The 19,486-nt window shown below is 67.8% G+C and carries 14 protein-coding genes and 2 pseudogenes; 14 read left to right on the top strand and 2 right to left on the bottom strand.

Going from position 1 to position 19,486, the window contains the following annotated elements; genetic code table 11:
- Window positions 1–83, bottom strand: a pseudogene (locus V6B97_RS05295) (IS1595 family transposase); the annotation flags it as partial.
- 591 nt (window positions 84–674) lie between these two features.
- Here V6B97_RS05295 and V6B97_RS05290 point away from each other — a divergent pair.
- The 4 genes and pseudogenes from V6B97_RS05290 to V6B97_RS05275 form a co-directional block, all read left to right on the top strand.
- Window positions 675–911, top strand: a complete 237-nt coding sequence (locus V6B97_RS05290; RefSeq protein WP_333505450.1) for a hypothetical protein — start codon at window positions 675–677, stop codon at window positions 909–911.
- A 74-nt stretch (window positions 912–985) separates the two neighbouring features.
- Window positions 986–4,012: a formate dehydrogenase-N subunit alpha gene (fdnG, locus tag V6B97_RS05285; RefSeq protein WP_333505449.1), complete on the top strand. Its 3,027-nt coding sequence runs from the start codon at window positions 986–988 to the stop codon at window positions 4,010–4,012.
- Between the two features lie 2 nt (window positions 4,013–4,014).
- On the top strand, window positions 4,015–4,722 hold the full coding sequence (locus tag V6B97_RS05280) for a 4Fe-4S dicluster domain-containing protein (RefSeq protein ID WP_333505448.1): 708 nt from the start codon (window positions 4,015–4,017) through the stop codon (window positions 4,720–4,722).
- Window positions 4,723–5,094: 372 nt separating this feature from the next.
- Window positions 5,095–5,814, top strand: a pseudogene (locus tag V6B97_RS05275) (molybdopterin-guanine dinucleotide biosynthesis protein MobB); the annotation flags it as partial.
- Window positions 5,815–6,587: 773 nt separating this feature from the next.
- Here V6B97_RS05275 and V6B97_RS05270 read toward each other — a convergent pair.
- A complete protein-coding gene (locus V6B97_RS05270; RefSeq protein ID WP_333505447.1) occupies window positions 6,588–8,240 on the bottom strand; it encodes a methyl-accepting chemotaxis protein in 1,653 nt (550 codons plus the stop codon).
- 310 nt (window positions 8,241–8,550) lie between these two features.
- On the opposite strand from V6B97_RS05270, the gene V6B97_RS05265 reads away from it, so the two are divergent.
- From V6B97_RS05265 to V6B97_RS05220, 10 genes are all read left to right on the top strand, one after another.
- On the top strand, window positions 8,551–10,104 hold the full coding sequence (locus V6B97_RS05265; protein WP_333505446.1) for a sigma-54 interaction domain-containing protein: 1,554 nt from the start codon (window positions 8,551–8,553) through the stop codon (window positions 10,102–10,104).
- 53 nt (window positions 10,105–10,157) lie between these two features.
- Entirely contained in the window at window positions 10,158–10,496 is a 339-nt protein-coding gene (locus V6B97_RS05260; protein WP_333505445.1) for a dinitrogenase iron-molybdenum cofactor biosynthesis protein, read from the top strand.
- 488 nt (window positions 10,497–10,984) lie between these two features.
- A complete protein-coding gene (locus V6B97_RS05255) occupies window positions 10,985–11,467 on the top strand; it encodes a histidine kinase (RefSeq protein WP_333505444.1) in 483 nt (160 codons plus the stop codon).
- A gap of 292 nt (window positions 11,468–11,759) precedes the next feature.
- Window positions 11,760–12,068: a hypothetical protein gene (locus tag V6B97_RS05250; protein WP_333505443.1), complete on the top strand. Its 309-nt coding sequence runs from the start codon at window positions 11,760–11,762 to the stop codon at window positions 12,066–12,068.
- A 262-nt stretch (window positions 12,069–12,330) separates the two neighbouring features.
- Window positions 12,331–14,310, top strand: coding sequence for a HAMP domain-containing methyl-accepting chemotaxis protein (locus tag V6B97_RS05245; RefSeq protein WP_333505442.1), 1,980 nt, complete (start codon window positions 12,331–12,333; stop codon window positions 14,308–14,310).
- 241 nt (window positions 14,311–14,551) lie between these two features.
- Window positions 14,552–15,091 (top strand): chemotaxis protein CheW, encoded by a 540-nt coding sequence (locus V6B97_RS05240; RefSeq protein ID WP_333505441.1) that lies wholly within the window; start codon window positions 14,552–14,554, stop codon window positions 15,089–15,091.
- 470 nt (window positions 15,092–15,561) lie between these two features.
- A complete protein-coding gene (locus V6B97_RS05235; protein WP_333505456.1) occupies window positions 15,562–15,873 on the top strand; it encodes an ArsR/SmtB family transcription factor in 312 nt (103 codons plus the stop codon).
- 310 nt (window positions 15,874–16,183) lie between these two features.
- Entirely contained in the window at window positions 16,184–16,900 is a 717-nt protein-coding gene (locus V6B97_RS05230) for a FadR/GntR family transcriptional regulator (RefSeq protein ID WP_333505440.1), read from the top strand.
- 178 nt (window positions 16,901–17,078) lie between these two features.
- On the top strand, window positions 17,079–18,098 hold the full coding sequence (locus V6B97_RS05225; protein WP_333505455.1) for an alpha-hydroxy-acid oxidizing protein: 1,020 nt from the start codon (window positions 17,079–17,081) through the stop codon (window positions 18,096–18,098).
- A 423-nt stretch (window positions 18,099–18,521) separates the two neighbouring features.
- Window positions 18,522–19,319: a sulfite exporter TauE/SafE family protein gene (locus tag V6B97_RS05220; protein ID WP_333505439.1), complete on the top strand. Its 798-nt coding sequence runs from the start codon at window positions 18,522–18,524 to the stop codon at window positions 19,317–19,319.
- The last annotated feature ends 167 nt before the right edge of the window (window positions 19,320–19,486 follow it).

The following is a 19,486-nucleotide window of genomic DNA, read 5'->3' as shown; positions in this document are numbered from 1 at the left end:
GTTTTGGTGGCATCAATATCGATGCAAAAGCATTCAGCAATTTTTCCGATTTTGTAGCGGCTTAATTTGCTGTTTTTAAACATGATTCTAGCCTATCAGGGCTTGGCCTGATGGTCTAGAGCCTTGTCTTTTTGCCCGTTGGCATCGTCAAACTTCGCCTGCCATGTCGGTCGAATACGAGAAGAGTATACTCCCTCATGGCAGGCTCGTTTTCCTCGCCAACGAACGAAAATCCTAATCTAGAAACAACCCCTTAGGGGATGTCGGCACCACCCCCCCCTACGCCGGGGCGCCCGGCCTTCTCCGCTGACGATTCGTCACCGTTTCGCACCTGATTCGTGATTTTTCGGCCCGCCCCCGGTTTTCCGGGTGTGGGCCTTATCTTTTTTATTCCGGCATGTTGCTGAAGATGCACTGCCGCCGGGTGCGATACAGCTTGGTGTCAAACCGTTATTATATGCTTTCTGACATCATGTAACGGGTGCGAATGATGGCACAAAAAAAACCGCACCAGTGCAGGAACGTGCGCAGGAAACGGGCCGTTGCCGCCTTGCATGGTCGCGTCTAACACCCTGCTGTAACAGGAAAGATGTCTCGTTTGCGCCGCCGGGAACGGCGCGGAGGGGGCAGGGGCCCGGCATGCCGCCGGACCCCCACAGGGAAAGGGGACGACCATGTTCGCATACCCTGCAACACATGAGGTGCCGGGGGATACCCCGCTGCCGTTCTCGGGCCTGGGACACGATCTGGCGCTCGCGGCATCGCACGCCCGCCTGCTGGCATGGATTCCCGTGCGGCGGATGCGTGATGTCCGGCCGCACGCGGCGTGGCGGTGCAACGTGGAACGCGCGCCCCGCCGCGCGGGCTATGCGCTGCTGGTGGAACTGGGACGGGAAATCAGGGGGCGCTGAACGCGGCGCGCCACCGGCGCATCCGCATCCAGGCACCCTGCGGCAACGGTGTATCCGGTACGCAAGGAGGCAAGATGACTGTCAATCGCAGACAATTTCTGAAGCTGGGCGCGTCGGCCACCCTGGTCAGCGCGTTCGGCGGGCTGGGGATCAGCCTTGCGCCCTCGGTGGCGCGGGCCGAACTCCAGAAACTCCAGTGGGCGAAGCAGACCACCTCGATCTGCTGCTACTGTGCGGTGGGCTGCGGGCTCATCGTCCACACCGCCAAGAATGGCGAGGGCCGTGCCGTCAACGTGGAAGGCGACCCGGACCATCCCATCAACGAAGGCTCGCTGTGCCCCAAGGGCGCGTCCATCTTCCAACTGGGCGAAAACAACGCCCGCTCTCCCAAGCCCCTGTACCGCGCGCCGGGCAGCGGCGAGTGGAAGGAAGTGGAGTGGGACTGGGCGCTGACCGAAATCGCCAAGCGCGTCAAGAAGACCCGCGACGAATCCTTCCAACTGGCCAACGCGGCCGGTGAAACGGTGAACCGGACCGAGGCCATCGCCTCGTTCGGCTCCGCCGCCATGGACAACGAGGAATGCTGGGCCTACCAGGTCATCCTCAGAAGCCTCGGCCTGGTGTTCATCGAACACCAGGCGCGGATCTGACACAGCCCCACTGTACCGGCTCTGGCAGAGTCGTTCGGTCGCGGCGCGATGACGAATCACTGGAACGATCTTGCGAACAGTGATTGTGTGTTGATCATGGGCAGCAACGCTGCCGAGAACCATCCCATTTCCTTCAAGTGGGTGCTGCGCGCGCAGGACAAGGGCGCCACGGTCATCCACGTGGACCCGCGCTTCACGCGCACCTCGTCCAAGGCCGATATCTACGCCCCCATCCGTTCGGGCGCGGACATCCCCTTCCTTGGCGGGCTCATCAAGTACATCCTCGAAAACAAGCTGTACTTCGAGGAGTACGTGCGCGAGTACACCAACGCCTCGCTCATCGTGGGCGAGAAATTCTCGTTCAAGGACGGCCTGTTCAGCGGCTACGACGCGGACAAGCGCAAGTACGACAAGTCGCAGTGGGCCTTTGAACCGGACGAGAACGGCGTGCCCAGGCGCGATCCGTCGCTGAAGCACCCCCGGTGCGTCTTCAACCTGCTGAAGAAGCACTACGAGCGCTACACCGTGGACAAGGTGGCCGACATCACCGGCACGCCCAAGGACCTGCTGCTGAAGGTCTACAGGGCCTACGCGGCCACGGGCAAGCCGGACAAGGCGGGCACCATCATGTACGCCATGGGCTGGACCCAGCATTCCGTGGGCGTGCAGAACATCCGCGCCATGGCCATGGTGCAGCTGCTGCTGGGCAACATCGGCGTGGCGGGCGGCGGGGTCAACGCGCTGCGCGGCGAATCCAACGTGCAGGGCTCCACCGACCAGGGCCTGCTGGCCCACATCTGGCCCGGCTACAACCCCACGCCCACCACGAAGCAGGCCACGCTCGACGCCTACAACGCGGCCACCCCGCAGTCCAAGGACCCCATGAGCGTGAACTGGTGGCAGAACCGGCCCAAGTACATGGCCAGCTACCTGAAGGCCCTGTACCCGGACCTGGCCCCGGCCGACGCCTACGGCATCATGCCCAAGCTCGATGCGTCCAAGCCCGCCACCTACTACTTCTGGCTGAACATCTTCGACAAGATGGACAAGGGCGACGTGAAGGGCTGCTTCGCCTGGGGCATGAACCCCGCCTGCGGCGGCGCCAACGCCAACAAGAACCGGCGCGCCCTGGGCAAGCTGGACTGGCTGGTGAACGTGAACCTCTTCGAGAACGAGACCTCGTCGTTCTGGAAGGGCCCGGGCATGAAGCCCGAGGAAATCGGCACGGAAGTGTTCTTCCTGCCGTGCGCCGTGTCCATCGAGAAGGAAGGCTCCGTGGCCAACTCGGGCCGCTGGATGCAGTGGCGCTATCGCGGTCCCAGGCCGTGGGGCGAAACCAAGCCCGACGGCGACATCATGCTGGAGATGATGCACAAGATCCGCGACCTGTACGCCAGGGAAGGCGGCGTGCACGCCGACCCCATCCTGAAGCTGAACATCAAGGACTGGGAAGAACACAACGAGTTCTCCCCGGCCAGGACAGCCAAGCTGATGAACGGCTACTTCCTGAAGGACACGGAAGTGGGCGGCAAGCAGTTCAAGGCCGGGCAGCAGGTGCCCTCGTTCGCCTTTCTGACGGCGGACGGCTCCACCTGTTCCGGCAACTGGCTGCACGCCGGGTCGTTCACCGACGCGGGCAACCAGATGGCCCGCCGCGACACCGCGCAGACGCCGGAACAGGCGCGCATCGGCCTGTTCCCCAACTGGTCGTTCTGCTGGCCGGTGAACCGGCGCATCATCTACAACCGCGCCTCGGTGGACAAGACCGGCAAGCCGTGGAACCCGGACAAGGCCGTCATCGAATGGAAGGACGGCAAGTGGGTGGGCGACGTGGTGGACGGCGGCGGCGACCCCGGCGCCAGGCACCCGTTCATCATGCAGACGCACGGCTTCGGCGCGCTGTACGGCCCCGGCCGCGAGGAAGGCCCCTTCCCCGAGCACTACGAACCGCTGGAGTGCCCGGTTTCCAAGAACCCGTTCTCGAAGCAGCTGCACAACCCGGTGGCCTTCAAGATCGAGGGCGAAAAGGCGGCGGTGTGCGATCCGAAGTTCCCCTTCATCGGCACCACCTACCGCGTCACCGAACACTGGCAGACCGGCCTGATGACCCGCCGCTGCGCCTGGCTGGTGGAGGCGGAGCCCGAGATCTTCGCCGAGATCAGCAAGGAACTGGCCAAGCTGCGCGGCATCGGGAACGGCGACCGCGTCAAGGTTTCGAGCCTGCGCGGCTCGCTGGAGGCCGTGGCCATCGTCACCGAACGCATCAGGCCGTACAAGGTCATGGGCGCCGAAATCCACATGGTGGGCCTGCCCTGGCACTATGGCTGGATGGTGCCGCGCAACGGCGGCGACACGGCCAACCTGCTCACGCCGTCGGCGGGCGACCCGAACACCGGCATCCCCGAGACCAAGGCGTTCATGGTCGACATCCGCAAGGTGGGAGGCAAGTAGTCATGGGAAAGATGTTCTTCATCGACCTTACCCGGTGCACCGGCTGCCGTGGCTGCCAGATAGCCTGCAAGCAGTGGAAGAACCTGCCCGCCGAGGAAACCCGCAACACCGGCTCGCACCAGAACCCGCCGGACCTCTCGTACGTCACCCTGAAGACGGTGCGCTTCGAGGAGGGCGTGTTCGACAAGAAGATGGACTGGCTGTTCTTTCCGGAACAGTGCCGCCACTGTGTCGAGCCCCCGTGCAAGGGCCAGGCGGACGTTGACCTTGAAGGCGCGGTGCTCAAGGACGAGGAGACCGGGGCCGTCATCTTCACCGAACTCACCGCCAAGGTGGACGGCGAGATGGTGCGTTCCGCCTGTCCGTACGACATTCCGCGCCGCGACGAGGCCACCGGCCTGCTGTCCAAGTGCGACATGTGCAACGACCGCGTGCAGAACGGCCTGCTGCCCGCCTGCGTGAAGACCTGCCCCACCGGGTGCATGAACTTCGGCGACGAGGCGGACATCATGGCCATGGCGGAACAGCGCCTGGCCGAGGTGAAGAAGAAGCACCCCAACGCCGTCCTGGGCGACCCCGACGACGTGCGTGTGGTGTACCTGTTCCAGCGCGATCCCAAGAGCTACTTCACGCACGCCGTGGCGGAACTGGAATCCGGCCCGCTTACCCGCAAGCAGCTGTTCGCACGGCTGTTCCGGGCGCGCGCGTAGCCTGACGGACATACCCCGGCCCGCCGCGCCGCGTTTTCGGCAACGCGCGGCGGGCCGATGTTTCCCTTGTTCCCTTTGTTCCCCTGTCATCCCTGCCACCTTGGGCCTCCCTGGGTGCGGGGCGGTTTCCCGCCTGCCCGGCCCACGGGGCGTCGGACTGCCGTTTTTCCGGCATGCCGCCGCCGTTGTTCCAAGGCGGCATCCCGCGCCGTCCGTTGCGGCCCCGTTCCCATGCCGGGAACGGGGCGCGCGGGCGGCGCTCCTTTTTCCGGGGCGGCTTGTGCCGGAACCGTGGCGACGCTAGGATGGAAACCAAAGGGACGGCGCGCGGAACGGCACGCGGGACCGCGCGTCGACCACACCAGCCATACGGAGGACGCCGTGAAGGCAGTGAGCATCATAGGGTTCAAGAATTCGGGCAAGACCACCTGCACCGCGCTGCTGGCCGACGCGCTGGAGGCGCGCGGACTGACCGTGGCCGTGGCCAAGCACACCCACCACAACCTGGACAAGGCGGAAACGGACACCGCCCGGCTGATGAAGCCGGGGCGCACGGTCATCGGCATCGCCGAGGGCGAGTGCGCGGTGTTCTGGTCCACCCGGCGCCACCTGGCCGACCTGCTGCCGCTGGTGCGGGCCGACGTGCTGCTGGTGGAGGGCGGCAAGAGCCTTGGCTGGCTGCCGCGCGTGCTGTGCCTGCGCGAGGCGGGCGAGGCGCAGGCCCTGGACAGGGGGCTGGCGCTGGCCACCTTCGGCGCGGTGGGCGCGGAAGGGCTGCCCCGGTTCGACGCGGCCAGCGTGGACGCGCTGGCGGAACTGGTGGCCGGGCGCGGCTTCGTGCTGCCGGGGCTGGATTGCGGGGCCTGCGGGCAGCAGGACTGTGCCGGGTTCGCCCGCATGGTGGTGGCCCATCAGGCCGTGCCGGGCGACTGCTGTTCCGTGGAGGGGCCGTTGTCGGTGACGGTGAACGGGCACCAGTTGGGGCTGAACCCCTTCGTGGCGCGCATCGTGTCCGGCGCGCTGAAGGGTATGCTGGCGGAACTGAAGGGCTATTCGCCGGGGGCGGAAGTGGTCATCCGTCTTGCGGAGTAGGAATTGCCGCCAGAGCATGTGCCCACTGCCGGGAGCGTCAGTGGAGATGGGGCGATAATATGTCGGAATGATTTGCTAAAAAAATCACAAAAAGCTGCGGCGAAATGCTGGACTCCCGCCGGGAACTCGACTAAGCAGGAATTGTGTCTGGTTGGTCGCACAGTTTGCGCGCTGGCCGGATGCACGCCGCCGCGACTGCCGCGATTGCCCCAATCGGCCACGAGCCGGGGCGGGTGGAGCCGCGGCGGCCATGTGAGAGAGACGAGAGCACCCACGTTCCTAACGGCGGGCCGCCGCCCTGCCGGGGACGATTTGAGAGACGAGAACAACGGGGCCAATGCTCCCGGCCCCGCCGATCATGCCTGTTCGGTTCTCCCTCTTGCCCTGAGGGGCCAGGGACGCCCACACCCCTGGCCCCACCCTCTCCCTCCGTCGCCCCTTTCGTGACGGCGCGAATTTCCACATCGCCCTGCCTCCACAAGGCGAATCCGCCCTCCGCCCGGCCCGGCATGTCGGCAGTCCCGGATCGACAAGCGACAGGCGGTGCGCGTCCGCCGCTTCCCGGTTCCGCTCCGGCGGAACAGGCGAGACGACGCAGGACAGGCCCGGTGCTTCTGGCATCGGGCCTGTTGCCTTTTCCGGACCCCGGCGGCAGGGCGTGGCGTCCGTTCCGGGGTGGTGGTGGGGCATCACGGCTGGCGGCATCCGCGAACGAAAACGGGGCGGGCACGCGTGTGCCCGCCCCGTGTCGCGCGTGCCGCGTGTGCCCGATATCAGCGCTTGCTTCCGTCCATCTGCTGGATGATGGTCCGCAGCCGCCCGGCCATGGCGGCCAGGGCGCGCACGGCCTCGCTGGCCGCCTCCATGCCCCGCGCCGATTCGGCGGCCACGTCGTTGACCTCGGTGACGGCGCGGCTGATCTGGTCCGAGGCGGCCGACTGCTCCTCGCTGGCGGCGGCGATGGACTGCACCTGCCCGGCGGTGTTGTCCGCGAACTCCACGATGCGCCGCAACGCCCCGCCCGATTCGTCGGCTAGGCCGGTGGCGTCGCCCACGGCCTGGGTGGCCGTGTCCATGTTGCTCACGTTGCGCTGGGCGGCGGTCTGGATGGCCGAGATGCGCGTCTCCACTTCCTTGGTGGCGTTGGTGGTCTTTTCGGCCAGCTTGCGCACCTCGTCGGCGACCACGGCGAATCCCCGCCCGGCGTCGCCCGCGCGGGCCGCCTCGATGGCCGCGTTCAGCGCCAGCAGGTTGGTCTGGTCCGCGATTTCGTTGATGACGTTGATGACCTCGCCGATGGATTCGGCGTCGCGCCCCAGCGACTGCATGTCCGCGCGCAGGCGGGTGGCTATCTCGTGCACGCGCGAGATGGACCGCCCGGCGTTCTCCACCACCTGCGCGCCCTTCTGGGCCTCTTCGCGGGTGGACCGGGAGGCGTCGGCGGCCAGGGTGGCGTTGCGGGCGATCTCCATGACCGTGGCGTTCATCTGGTCCATGGCGGTGGCGGTCTCGGCCATGCGGGCGCGCTGCACCTCGGCCCCGGCGCTGACCTGCTGGGTCTGGGCGGCCAGTTCCTGCGAGGCGTCGGTGAGGTCGCCGGCGATGGCGGCGGCCTCGCCGGCCACGCGGCGCATGGTTTCCACCAGCGCGCTCACTTCCTGCTCGCGCGCGGTGGCCGCCTGCATGGCGGCGCGGGCCTGCTCGGCCTGGTGGCTGGCCTCCTGGCCCTTGGCGGAACAGTCGTTCAGGGTTTCCTTCAACCGGCCGACCATGGCGGTCAGGTCGTCGCGCAGCAGGCCGAATTCGCCCGCCAGGTTGCCGCTGGCCGTGGCGTCCAGCCTGCCTGCCGCCACCTCGCGCGAGAAGGACTGCAAGGCGGCCAGCGAACGGGTGATGCCCGAGATCACGGCCAGCACGAACAGGGTGATCAGCACGCCCATGCCCGCCTCGATGACCGTGTTCACCGTCTTGACCAGGCCGGAAATCTCGTCGGCCTTTTCCTCGTAGGTCTTGCGGATGTCGGCCAGCGCCGGTTCCACGGCCCGTCCGGCCTGGATCATGGCGTCGGTTTCGGTCACCGTGCGGAACACCTCGTCCAGCGAGGCGTTGTAGCGGGCCAGGGTGGACCGGCCCTTGTCGCACATGGCCGCGTTGCCGGGGTCGGCCGCCGCGATGCGTTGCAGCAGCGAATCCACCGTGGCGATGTGCTTGCGGGTCTTGTCCGCCCACTGCTGTTCCTTGCGCATGAGGAAGTTCTTTTCCTGGCGGCGGGCCTGCAACAGCTCCGTGTTGGCGTCCACGGCCAGGGCCCGCAGTTCCAGGGCCCGCTCGATCTTGGCCGAGCCCACCCAACTGGCGGCCACGATGGCGGCCAGGGCCACGAGAACGGAAGCGAGCAGCAGGTACAGTCTGGTCTTGATCCCCATGAAGGTGCTCCTCTTTGGAAACGGGGGAAACGGGGGAAACGGGGAAAACGGCGGCACTGCCCCCTGCGGCGTGCGCTCGCGGTGCGTCGGTTCAGGACCAGGGCAGGAGCAAGCTTCGTTCCATAATTCACATGTTGATATTATCTCATTATTTCAAATTATTGTGTGATTCATGCAAGGTCCTGCTTGCCCCGGTGCCACGAATGGGATAGCGCTGTGAAAGATTTTGCAACGTTTTGCAACGTTGTTGTTCCGTTCGCCGGCCAGGGCGGGGAGCGGGACAACGGACCCCAAGGGAACGGGAGCGGTGATGGCCGAGGGAGCGGGGCAGGGCATGGGCGCGGCGCTGGGGCCGCTGTTGCAGGGGCTGTTCGACCAGCCGGTGGCGGCGCGCACCCTGCTGGACCGCATTCCCCTGCCGCTGGCGCTGGTTTCGGCCGAGCGGCGGGTGATATTCCTGAACCAGGCCGCCTGCGCCCTTACGGCCATGTCGCGCGAGCGGGCTCAGAACCTGCCGTGCCGCTACGTGTTCCGGTGCAGCCTGTGCACCGGCGGCTGCCCGCTGGACGTGGTGGACAAGTCGCCCCCGGCCGCCGTGGCCCCGGTGGCGCGCGAGGCGGACATCGTCAACGCCGACCGGGCGCGCATCCCCGTGCGGGTGACCTGCGGCGCGCTGACCGCCCCCGACGGCAGCCGGGTGGGCTATTTCGAAACGCTGGAAGACCTGCGCCTGTTCCGCCCGGCCGAGGTCCGGCCCGAATGGCCGCAGGGCTTCGGCGACATGCTGGGGCACAGCCCCGAGATGGAACGGGTGTTCCGGCTGCTGCCCGGCATCGCCCAGACCGATTCCTCGGTGCTGGTCACCGGGGAGACGGGCACCGGCAAGGACCTGCTGGCCGAGGCGGTGCACAACGCCTCCAACCGGGCCAAGGGGCCGTTCGTCAAGGTGAACTGCGGCGCGCTGCCGGAAAGCCTGCTGGAATCAGAACTGTTCGGGCACCAGAAGGGCGCCTTTACCGGGGCGTCGGAAAACAAGCCCGGCCGGTTCCGGCTGGCCCACAACGGCACGCTGTTCCTCACCGAGGTGGGCGACCTGCCCCTGCCGTTGCAGGTCAAGCTGCTGACTTTTCTCGACGACAAGATCATCCACCCGCTGGGCTCCACGCGCGGGGTGCACGTGGACGTGCGCATCATCGCCGCCACCCACCGCGACCTGCGCCACATGGTGCGCGAGGGGCGCTTTCGGGAAGATCTGCTGTACCGCCTGAACGTGGTCCGGTTCCACCTGCCGCCCCTGCGCGAGCGGGGCGACGACGTGTCCCTGTTCCTGGCGCACTACCTCAAGGTGTACGCGGGCATGTTCGGCAAGCGGCTGGCCGGGTTCACCCCGGCGGCGGAGCGGGCGCTGCTGCGCCACGCCTACCCCGGCAACGTGCGCGAGGTGCGCAACATCGTGGAATATTGCGTCAATGTCTGCCAGGACACCCACGTGGACCTGCCGCACCTGCCCCGCTACCTGCTGGAGGAAACCGGCGAGCCCGATGGCCCCGGTCACAGGGGGGTGCAGGACGGCACGGGCGGCGACGCGCGGGCGGGGCAGGGCACCCTGGCGGCGGGGAGCCATGCGCATCGGGGCGGCGGCGCCGGGCCGGTGGGCGAGGGCGGAGGCGCGGCCCCGTCCCCGGAATTCCCGGCCGTGGACGATGATGCACGGGCCGACGCCACGTGGGCCGAAGCGGAGCGCCGCCTGATCATGGAAGCCCTGGTGCGGGCGCGCGGGCGGCGTGGCGCGGCGGCGGCGGAACTGGGCTGGGCGCGTACCACGCTGTGGCGCAAGATGCGCCAGTACGGGCTGGACCGATGAGCGGCGTCACGGGCAACGCAACGCCGCCAAGGGCGGCCATCAGGGAGAACGCCATGCGCGGCAACGTGCTCGTGGCCCTGCACCGCGATGCGGTGGCCCCCCGGTTCGACCGGGCCACCGAGGCGTGGCTGGGCCGCATCGACGGCGAGGGCGGGCTGGCCCGCTCGCGCACCATGGTGCTGGCCAGCGCCACGGCCGAGGAATTGTGCCGGATCATCCTGACCGAAAACGTCACCACCGTGGTCTGCTGCGGCATCGAGCAGGAATTCCACGACTACCTCACCTGGAAGCGCATCACCGTGCTGGACGGCGTGGTGGGCGGGCGCGATGCGGTCATCGGGGCGCTGCTGGCCGGCACCCTGAAGGCCGACGCCGTGCTGGGCGGGGTATAGCGCAGCGTTCCCACGCCGGATGGCCGTCGCCGGAGTGGGGGGCGCTGGCCCGCGTGCCGCCACGGCACCGGCCCTTTCTTCCTTCCTTGCTTTCCACCTTCCCTGCCTCCCGTCCGCGTTTTCCTTGCGCCAGCCCTCCCTTCCCGTCCTTGCTTCTTCGCCCGCCTTTCCCCCCTTTGTCCGCGTGCGTCCGCCACGTCGCACCGGGGCGGATGCAGGGGGACTCTCCCCATGCCGTTGCAAATCCCTCCTTATCGGCCCGTGATTCATGCTGCAAAATGTTCCATTATGATGCACACGATGATTCCAGGTACGCTCAACGACCACGCGCGGCCATGTCCCGTTGCGCCGCCATGCCGTCAACATGCCGCGACAATGCGGAAAGTGCAGCTGGAACGGGCCTTGCTATGATTTTCACGAAGCACTGCCGCGTGCGCGCGTGAGCACTGTCTTCAACCTGCAACCCCCGCCCGGCGACGGGCGACGGCATGTCCGGGCCGGATGTCGCTTCCGGGCCGGGACAACGGGACAAGGGCCGGTGCATCATGTGGATGACCTCGGTGCTGGTGTTCGATACCGATACCGCCTTCGCCCGGCACGTGGCCGAACTGCTGGGCGGCGGCAGCGCCTGCGTGGTGGCGGCGGAGCCCGACGACGCCCGCCGCCTGCTGGCCACGGGCGGGTTCAGCGTCTTCGTGTTCGGCTGCGCCGAAGGGCCGCCCTGCCCGTTGGGCCTGCTGGATTCGGCGCGGCGGCTGGCCCCGCACATGGGGGTCATCCTGATGGTCCGCCCCGACCAGGTGAGGCTTTCCATCCAGTGCATGAAGCGGGGCATAGACGACGACATCCTGATCCCCTTCGACATGGACTCCATGCTGCGCAAGGTGGCCTCGGTGGCGCAGCGCCGCCGCCTGGCGCCTGCGCCGCAGGCCACGGGGCGTGGCGCGCCGGGTCCGCGCGATGCTTCCTGAGGGCGACGCATCCTGAGGACGACGCTTCGGCCGGGTTCGGGCGCGCCCGGCGGCGCGGGAGCACTGCCGCCATGCGTGGCGGGGGGTACGGCGGCATGTTGCGGCGTGTCGCGGCGCGTTGCGCCGGGGGCGGAGGCGCCGCCCCTGAGGCGTCATTGCGTCCTGTCGGCGTATAGACTCGCGGATGGAGCCCCATCGGCACGTTCTCCTGCATTCGCTTGCGTCTGCGGACCCTGCGGCGTAAGGTGTGACGCCCGGCCTCGCCGGGTATCACAGGAGAATGCGACGAAATATGAACCCACGTGTACTTGTGGCCCTCAGGAAATTTCTGAAGATTGCCGATCATACTCCCGGCCGGTTGCGGCTCAAGGTGGACCTCGCCGTCCTCCGGCATCCGGCCGCCGCGCAGTTGCGCGCCCTGACGCCCGAAACGTGGCCGGGCCTGCGCGGGACACGCTTCGACGTGTTCACCTCCACGCTCACGCTGGACTACGATCCGGGGGTGCTGCCGGGGGAACTGTTCGAGGAACTGCTGGCCACGGCCGACGAGGACCGGGCCGCACTGCTTGCGGAAAGGCTGTGCGGCGCCACGTCCGCCTGACCGCAACGGGGAAAATCATGTCGCGCAAGCGGGGGCATGACTAGGCTGGACAGGTTGCATGGGCTGTCTGGCAGAACGGGGCTGGGTTTGGTTGTAGTGGGCTGGATCGGGCATCGCCGTGCCGGAAGCGCCTGGCGGATGTGTCTGGCGGATGCGTCCGCCGGATGCGGCGGGGCTGCCTTCCGGCCCGCCAGCGCGCGGAATGGGCGGGGCTGCCGGCCCGTGACGCCGTGACGTCAACGTTCCGGACGGGAGAAGACACATGACGCTCGCCAAGAAGCTGATTCTGGGATTCGGTCTTGTTCTTGTGCTGCTGGTGGCGATGGGAGGCATTTCCTACAAGGCGCTGTCGGACGCCACGTTCGGCTTTACGGACTACCGGCGCACGGCGCGCGGTTCGCTCATGAGCGGGGGCATCATGACCGACATGCTGCAGATGCGCCTTGGCGTGCTGAGCTACATGAACACCTCGTCCGAGGCGGCCCTGCGCACCTACGAGGAATCCCGCGCGGAACTGGCCAAGGGGCTGGACGAGGCCGACAAGACCATCAAGAATCCCGACCGCCGCAAGCACCTGGCCACCGTGGCCGAGGCCCTCGCCCAGTACACCGACGGCATGGCCGAACTGCGCAAGCACGACCTGGCGCGCCAGGCCGAAATCAGCGCCCTGAACGCCATGGGCCCGCAACGCGTGCAGGCCCTTGCCCAACTGGCGGAAGCGGCCCAGCGCGAAGGCGACACGGTGGGCGCCGCACGGGCCGAGGCGGTCATCCGCGCCATGCTGGAACTGCGCGTGGCCGTGGTCAAGATGATGGCCGACACCGACGTCAAATGGCTGGAACTGGCCAAGCAGGATGCCGTGCAGGTGAGCGAGGCCTTCAACCGGCTGATGGCGGACGTGCGCAACCCCGTGCTGCGTGACCGTGCGCGCGAGTTGCACCAGCAGCGCACCGACTATTTTTCGGCGTTCGAGCGCATGTCCGCCGCGGCCCTGAAGCGCGACGCCGTGTTCAACGACCGCCTGGTCAAGCTGGGGCCGGCCATCGCCCAGGCCTGCGACGCCATCCAGAGCAGCTATGAAACGGAACAGCGCGAGATCGGGCCGCGCGTGCAGGCGGCCAACGAGCAGGCCCAGTTGCTGACCGTGGGCATCGCCGTGGTGGCCGTGGTGGCGGGCGTGTTCATCTCGTGGCTGCTGATCCGGGTGGTCATGGCCCAACTGGGCGCGGACCCGGCGGCGCTGGGTGCCGTCACCCGGCGCATCGCCGCCGGGGATCTGGACGTGTCCTTCGACGCAGGCGGCGGCAGGCTGCGCGGCGTGTACGCCGACATGAAGGGGATGGTGGACGGCCTCGTATCGGTGATCACCGAGGTGCGCTCGGGCGCGGAAAACGTGGCCTCGGGCAGCGAAGAGCTTTCCGCCTCGGCCGAAACCCTGTCGCAGGGCGCCACCGAACAGGCCGCATCCATAGAAGAGATATCCTCGTCCATGGAAGAGATGGCGTCCAACATCCGCCAGAACATGGAAAATGCCCGCCAGACCGAGACCATCGCCACGCAGGCCGCCACCGACGCCGAGGCGGGCGGCAAGGCCGTGGGCGATACCGTGGGCGCCATGCGCGAGATCGCGGCCAAGATATCCATCATCGAGGAAATCGCCCGCCAGACCAACCTGCTGGCGCTGAACGCGGCCATCGAGGCGGCCCGCGCCGGTGAACACGGCAAGGGCTTCGCCGTGGTGGCGGCCGAGGTGCGCAAGCTGGCCGAACGCAGCGGCGAGGCGGCGGCCGAGATCAGCGAGCTTTCGTCGTCCAGCGTGGCCGTGGCCGAGCATGCCGGAGAAATGCTGACCAAGATGGTGCCGGGCATCCGCCGCACCGCCGAACTGGTGCAGGAGATCGCCGCCGCCAGCAACGAGCAGAACGTGGGCGCGGAACAGGTCAACAAGGCCATCGCCCAGCTCGACCAGGTCATCCAGCAGAACGCCTCGGCCTCGGAGGAAATGGCCTCCACGTCCGAAGAACTTTCCAGCCAGGCCGAGCAGTTGCAGGCCACCGTCTCGCGCTTCCGCGTGGCCTCGCTGGACGGGGGCGTGACGCGCGCGCCGCGCCGCGCCCAGCCCTCGGGGGCTCCGCGCGCCGTGGCGGCCCAGGCGCCGCGCAAGGCGGTGTCCGGCAAGGGCGGCAACATCGCCCTGGACATGGGCGCGGATGCGGATGACAGTGAGTTCGAGCGCTTCTAGGGGCTGTCTCTAAATTGTCTTTTCGTCCGTTGGCAGACCGACCCGAAGGGCGCGGAGCGTGCCCGTTAAGCGAGCTTGCGAGCTTTACGGGCATCGAGCGCAGAGCGGTCAAACTTCGCCTGCCATATCGGTCGAATACAATAAGAGTATACTCCCTCATGGCAGGTTCGTTTTCCTTGCCAACGAACGAAAACCCTAATTTGGAAACAGCCCCTAGCGCCCGGCATTTTCGGGAGGCAGCATGTACGAGACCAGCCAGTATCTTACCTTCACCCTTGGCGAAGAGGTGTTCGCGCTGGACATAGGCACCGTGCGCGAAGTGCTGGAACTGACCGCCATCACGCGCATTCCCCGCACGCCGGAATTCATGCGCGGGGTCATCAACCTGCGCGGGCGCGCCGTGCCCGTGCTGGAGTTGCGGCGCAAGTTCGGCATGGAGCCGGCGGCCGACACCGTGAGCACGTGCATCATCATCGTGGAGGCCGAACTGGAGGGCGAGGGGGCCGTCATCGGCGCACTGGTGGATTCGGTGCGCGAGGTCATCGAGATCCCGGCCGAGGCCATCGAGCCCGCGCCGCGCATGGGCACCGCCGTGCGCCAGGACTTCATCAGGGGCATGGGCCACCGCAACGACGGCTTCGTGATCATCCTGGACGGCAACCGCATCTTCTCGGTGGAGGAACTGGCCGCCACCGGGGCGGCGGTGGGCGCCGGGGCGCTGCCGGGCGAGGACGCGGTCCCCGTGGCCGCCACGGCCGGTGGCGACGGCGCGCCCCTGTAGCACGCCGGAACGGCGCACACGCGGGATACACAACGGGCCGGGCGCATGCGTTTGGCCCGTTTGCTCGTCTGGCCCGTTTTTTCGTCCGGCCGCGCTTCCGTGCCGCCTGGGCCGGGCGCCGCCCGTTCCGGGGGCATCGAGTGCCCGGCCGCGGGGATGGCCTTGCGTCGCCCCGGTGTTCCGGGTAGCCTTGCGTTCACTGGCCGCTGCCCGTCGGCATGGGATATTTCGGGCGCGGTCCCTGCCCGCAACGGGCGGCACGCCGCCACAGGAGTCAGCAACCGGTGAGCGCCACAGACGCCACGCAATCCACCAGTTCCGGCGCCGGTTCCCGTCCCGGACGCACCAGCGCCCGCAAGGCCGACTGCGCGCCCGGTGTGACCGGGGCGACTGGTGCGACCGGTCGCGCAGCCGGTGCCGATTTCGACGACGCCCCGGTATGCCAGCAACACTGCGAGCATGCCGACGTCATCGCGCGGGTGCGCGCCCGGCTGGCCCCGGACGAGGACATGGCCGAACTGGCCGCCACCTTCCGGCTGCTGGGCGACCGCACCCGGGTGCGCATCCTCGAGGCGTTGGCCTGCGACGAGTTGTGCGTGTGCGATCTGGCCGCCGTGGTGGGGCACAGCCAGTCCGCCGTCTCGCACCAGTTGCGCCTGCTGCGCGCGGCCAAGCTGGTGCGCGTGCGCCGCGACGGCAAGAACGCCTTCTACACCCTGGACGACGACCACGTGCGTCACCTGTTCCGCCAGGCGCTGGACCATGTGCAGGAAAGCCGCTGACCCGGCGGGGAAGGTGGTCGGCGGCGTGAGGTGACGGGCGCCGCAAGGGCGACGTGGCGTTGGCTCGCACCTGCGGTTTGAGCCATATTTGGTGAAACGCGCGGTCCTTCGGGGCCGCGCGTTTCATTTTCCGCCCGCCGCAACCGCTCCGCAGCCGGGCCGCAACCGCTCCGGATTGCCCGCCGTGCTCCGTCCGGCGCGGATTTTCGTTGACAGCGGGGGCACGTTCGGGTGAATTGGTTCAACCAGTGAATGGTTGTACCAATTTTACGGCCGTTCGCGCATCCCACTGCCCCGGGAGGGCCGTTGCGTGAAAGCGCAGATGACCCCCGCCTTCAAGCCCGCGCGCCGCATCCGCCTGCACGAGGAGATCGTGGGGCAGATCCGCGACCTCATCGAGAAGGGCGAACTGAAATCCGGCGACAAGCTGCCCCCCGAACGCCGCCTGGCGGAGCTGTTCGGGGTGTCGCGGCATTGCGTGCGCGAGGCCATCCGCTCGCTGGAGCAGCAGCGCATCGTCACCAGCCGCCTCGGCGACGGCACCTACGTGCTGGACGACACCGAAGAGACGCTCATCGAACCCCTGGCCGCCATCATCGAGCAGCGCCGCGCCAAGCTGCGCGAGGTGCTGGAATTCCGCCGCCTGCTCGAACCGCAGATCGCCGCGCTGGCCGCGGCCCACGTCAGCGACGGCGACCTCGCGGCCCTGCGCCGCGCCCTGGACGCCCAGACCGCCGAGATAGACGGCGGCAACACCGGGTCCGACGCCGACGTGGAGTTCCACATGATCATCGCCCGCGCCACCCGCAACACGGTGGTGCAGGAAGTGCTGACGCGCCTGCACGACATCCTCAGCGACAGCCGCGACTTCACCTTGCAGACCGAAGACCGCCGCCAGTGGGCCGTTTCGACCCACGCCAACATCCTCGCCGCCATGGAGGCGCGCGACCCCCAGGCGGCCTTCCGCGCCATGCACGAACATATTCTGCACGTCGAGGAGATAGCCCTCGAATGGTCGGGGGAATGACCCCCATGGGCAACCGGGCATGACCACGCAGGCGGCACTACCACTCACCGCGCGCTCCGGCGCATCCGGCGCATCCGGAGTTTCCGGCGCGCATCACGCCAACGACGTCCGGGGCGAGGCATGCCCGGTGCGGGCCCGGCCCGCGCCGCCCATGTTCGCCTGGCAACGGAGGGACATGATGAAGGAAGTTCGCGACAAGGCACGTCAACTGATGAAGGGCTACTGTCGGGTCTGTCCGGTGTGCAACGGCAAGGCATGCTCGGGCGAGGTGCCCGGCATGGGCGGCCTGGGCACCGGCGCCACGTTCGCCGCCAACCTTGAAGCGCTGGCCGCCGTGCGTCTGAACATGCGCCTGGTGCACGACGTGAACGAGCCCGACACGTCCACCACCGTGTGCGGCATGGCGCTGGACATGCCCGTGCTGGCCGCGCCCATCGGCGGGGTATCCTTCAACATGGGCGGCGGCGTGAGCGAGGAAGACTACGCGGCCGCCGTGGTGGGCGGCTGCGCCGAGCGCGGCATCATCGGCTGCACCGGCGACGGCGTGCCCCCGTTCATCATCGACGCGGGCTTCGCGGCCATCACCGGCGCGGGCGGGCGGGGCATCCCGTTCATCAAGCCGTGGGACGGTGCGGAACTGGACGAAAAGCTGGACCGCGCGCTGGAACTGGGCTGCCCGGCCCTGGGCATGGACATCGACGCCGCCGGCCTCGTCACCCTGCGCAAGATGGGCCGCCCCGTGGGACCCAAGACCCCGGCCGAACTTTCGCGCATCGTGGCCAAGGTCAAGGCCAGGGGCATGGCGTTCATCCTCAAGGGCATCATGACCACCACCGACGCCAGCCTGGCCGTGGAGGTGGGGGTTGACGGCATCGTGGTGTCCAACCACGGCGGCCGCGTGCTCGACCATGCCCCCGGCACCGCCGAAGTGCTGCCCGAAATCGCCGACGCGGTGAAGGGCCGCATCGCCATCCTGGCCGACGGCGGCGTGCGCGACGGCGTGGACGTGTTCAAGATGCTGGCCCTGGGGGCCGACGCCGTGATGCTGGGCCGCCCCTTCTCCATCGCCGCCGTGGGCGGACTGAAGGATGGGGTGACCATGCTGGTCGATTCCGTCAAGGGCCAGTTGGTGCAGGCCATGGTGCTGACCGGCAGCGCCAACGTGGCGGGCATAGGCCGTCACGCCCTGCGCATGTAATTGCAAATGGTCTTTTCGCTTGTTGGCTTTGTCAAACTTCGCCTGCCATAGCGTTGCTGTCTTTATCCGCGCGCTGCGGTCCCTATCCGTAAGGTTCGCTGCGCTCACCAACGGCTAGGGCAAGACTCGCGCTACGCGCTCGCCTAACGGCTAAGGCTCGGTCAAATACGATAAGAGTACGCTCTGCGGTCGCCATCCGTAAGGTTCGCTTCGCTCACCTAACGGCTGCCGCACTCCCTCATGGCAGGCTCGTTTTCCGCGCCAACAAGCGAAAATCCTCATTTGCAATCCTGACGGATATCCGGTCCGGCGGCCGCCCCAGCGGCGGGTCGCCGGACTATCAGCCCCGCGCCGGGCGGAATGCCCCGCGCCACGTCGGGAACCACGCGGGCCGCGCAGTGCCCGCAACGCGGAGAGCCTTTCATGATCCTCACCCTCACGCTCTATCTGTTCCTTGGCGCCATCGCGGGCATCCTTGCCGGGCTGCTCGGCGTGGGCGGCGGGCTGGTCATCGTGCCCATGCTCAATCTCGCCTTCGAATGGCAGGGCATACCGCACGAATTCATGCAGCACCTGGCGCTGGGCACCTCCATGGCCAGCATCATGTTCACCTCCATCTCCAGCTTCCGGGCGCACCACAAGCGCGGGGCCGTCCTGTGGCACGTGGTGTGGCGCATCACCCCCGGCATCATTCTCGGCACGCTCGTCGGCACGTGGGTGGTGGCCCAGCTTTCCACCAATTTCCTCAAGGGCTTCTTCGTCTGCTTCCTGTACTGGGTGGCGGCGCAGATGCTGCTGGACATAAAGCCCAAACCATCGCGCGAGTTGCCCGGCGCCATGGGCATGTTCGGCATGGGCAACCTCATCGGCGTGGTGTCCAGCCTGGTGGGCATCGGCGGCGGCTCGCTGTCGGTACCGTTCATGGCGTGGTGCAACGTGGCCATGCATACGGCCATCGGCACCTCGGCCGCCATCGGCTTTCCCATCGCGGTGTCCGGCACCGTGGGCTACATAGTTAACGGGCTGGCTACCCAGGGCCTGCCCGCGAACACCTTCGGTTTCGTTTACCTCCCCGCCCTGGTCGGCATCGTCTGCGCCAGCGTGCTCACGGCCCCCCTTGGCGCCCGGCTGGCGCACAGCCTGCCGGTGACCAGGCTCAAGCGCATCTTCGCCGTGCTGCTCATCGTCATGGCCACGCGAATGCTGATCGGCCTCTTGTAGACGGGTCTCTCTCCCACCGAAGGTATTCTCACGCACGGCCCCCGGCGCCCCTACGCCGGGGGCCGCCGCGTTGGCGGGGGAATCCCCGGGCGGTTCCGCGCGCGGGGGTTGCATTCGCCGGGCCGGACATATAGATGGGCTGAATGCCATCATCCCTTTACAAAACT

Origin of the sequence: Nitratidesulfovibrio sp. 1201_IL3209, assembly GCF_036763125.1 — a bacterium.
Lineage (GTDB): Bacteria > Desulfobacterota > Desulfovibrionia > Desulfovibrionales > Desulfovibrionaceae > Cupidesulfovibrio.
This window is presented reverse-complemented; position numbering and strand designations above follow the sequence as displayed.

Coding starts and splice junctions, on each gene's coding strand:
- V6B97_RS05290 (WP_333505450.1), top strand. CDS start 675: ATGTTCGCATACCCTGCAACACATGAGGTGCCGGGGGATACCCCGCTG.
- V6B97_RS05280 (WP_333505448.1), top strand. CDS start 4,015: ATGGGAAAGATGTTCTTCATCGACCTTACCCGGTGCACCGGCTGCCGT.
- V6B97_RS05270 (WP_333505447.1), bottom strand. CDS start 8,240: ATGGGGATCAAGACCAGACTGTACCTGCTGCTCGCTTCCGTTCTCGTG.
- V6B97_RS05265 (WP_333505446.1), top strand. CDS start 8,551: ATGGCCGAGGGAGCGGGGCAGGGCATGGGCGCGGCGCTGGGGCCGCTG.
- V6B97_RS05260 (WP_333505445.1), top strand. CDS start 10,158: ATGCGCGGCAACGTGCTCGTGGCCCTGCACCGCGATGCGGTGGCCCCC.
- V6B97_RS05255 (WP_333505444.1), top strand. CDS start 10,985: ATGTCCGGGCCGGATGTCGCTTCCGGGCCGGGACAACGGGACAAGGGC.
- V6B97_RS05250 (WP_333505443.1), top strand. CDS start 11,760: ATGAACCCACGTGTACTTGTGGCCCTCAGGAAATTTCTGAAGATTGCC.
- V6B97_RS05245 (WP_333505442.1), top strand. CDS start 12,331: ATGACGCTCGCCAAGAAGCTGATTCTGGGATTCGGTCTTGTTCTTGTG.
- V6B97_RS05240 (WP_333505441.1), top strand. CDS start 14,552: ATGTACGAGACCAGCCAGTATCTTACCTTCACCCTTGGCGAAGAGGTG.
- V6B97_RS05225 (WP_333505455.1), top strand. CDS start 17,079: ATGAAGGAAGTTCGCGACAAGGCACGTCAACTGATGAAGGGCTACTGT.
- V6B97_RS05220 (WP_333505439.1), top strand. CDS start 18,522: ATGATCCTCACCCTCACGCTCTATCTGTTCCTTGGCGCCATCGCGGGC.